1 protein-coding gene is annotated in these 1,009 nt (G+C 75.6%); it reads right to left on the minus strand.

The window, feature by feature from the left end; translation table 11 throughout:
* Positions 1 to 163: 163 nt before the first annotated feature.
* The coding region (locus DQW85_RS22270) for a class I SAM-dependent methyltransferase (RefSeq protein WP_113702141.1) at positions 164 to 1,009 on the minus strand (846 nt) is incomplete at its 5' end.

A 1,009-nucleotide genomic window follows, 5' to 3' on the forward strand; every position in this document is an offset into this window, starting at 1 on the left:
CCGAACCCGCACAGCCGGTCCCATGCCGACGGCCCCTCGTCGCCGGCGGGCGGGCCGCCGAAGACGGTGACGATGGCGGCGGGCCGGGGCAGGCCGGCCAGCACGCCGGCGGCCGACAGGGCCGCGTCGTCGAAGTGCGGGGAGATCACGATCGTGCGGAAGCTCACGCGGCGCCACCGGCCCGCGTCAGGGTGAGCCCGCGGCTGCCGCGCTTGCGGAGGTAGGCCCGGCCGTCGCAGACGAACTCCAGCGCGGGCGCGGCCAGTTCGCACCACTCGGCGACCCGCCAGGTGGACTGCTCGCGCACCCAGGGCCAGATCGTCTCGTTGAGCCATTCGCCGGCCAGCGAGATCATCAGGAGGTCGGTGGGCAGCTCGTGCAGCAGGTCGAGGTCCTGGCCGTAGTAGAGCATCTCGCTCAGCAGGTACGCGCGAGCGGGATGCCCACGGCGCGCGGCGAGGTCCTCCAGGCTGTCGCGCAGCACCCGCACCTGCGGCCCGGCCTCCAGGCGGGCCCGGAAGGCGGGGTTGGGCTCGGCGGCGAGCACGGTGTAGCCCTTGGCCGCCAGCCGCGCCGTCAGTGCGCCCTGGCAGGCTCCGACCTCGACGATCGGGCCGTCGTCCGGGGCGCACGAGCGGGCCACCCAGGCCGCGGTCGCGTCCAGCCGGGAGGCCTCGTACACCGACGCCTCGAACTCCCAAGGATCGTCCACCAGGGCGGCGTCGTCGTTCAGGCTGGAGGTCAGCGCGTAGAGGCGGTCGGCGCCCTCCTCCGGCAGGCGGAAGAACCGCTCCACGGCGGGCACCCGCTCGGTGGTGATGAGCCGGTCGGGGACGCGGCTGGCGAGGAGCGAGCCCGCGTGCCTGCGGGCGAAGCCGAGCTTGGCCGCGAGCTGTCCCGCGTCGAGCGCCGCGGCGAGGTCGGCGACCACCTGCAGGTGCGGGCTGTCGCCGGCCGAGCAGGTGGCGGTGCCCGCGGCCTGGACGACGGTCCGGCCGAAGCGGGCACG

Origin of the sequence: Nonomuraea lactucae (assembly GCF_003313395.1) — a bacterium.
Taxonomy (GTDB): Bacteria; Actinomycetota; Actinomycetes; order Streptosporangiales; family Streptosporangiaceae; genus Nonomuraea; species Nonomuraea lactucae.